The sequence below is a fragment of the Leifsonia sp. HAY1-4F genome, from assembly GCF_056755275.1.
Window position 1 is genome coordinate 1 of record NZ_JBNDHX010000581.1, and the last position, 239, is coordinate 239.

Genomic DNA, 239 nt, shown 5'->3' on the forward strand with positions numbered 1-239 from the left:
GTACAAGAACGTCCCCTTCTACCTGACGAACCGTGGATACGGCGTGCTGGTCAACCATCCCGGTCCCGTCTCGTACGAGATCGGGTCGGAGGCCGTCGAGCGCGTGCAGTTCTCGGTGCCGGGGGGGAGCCTGGAGTACTTCCTGATCTACGGCCCGACGCCGAAGGAGATCCTGGAGCGGGACACCGCCCTCACCGGCCGGCCGGCGTCCGTCCCGGCCTGGTCGTACGGCCTCTGGC

The 239-nt window shown here is 68.2% G+C and carries 1 pseudogene; it reads left to right on the plus strand.

Annotated elements, in window-relative coordinates:
- Positions 1 to 239, plus strand: a pseudogene (locus tag ACPYOG_RS20570) (alpha-xylosidase); the annotation flags it as partial.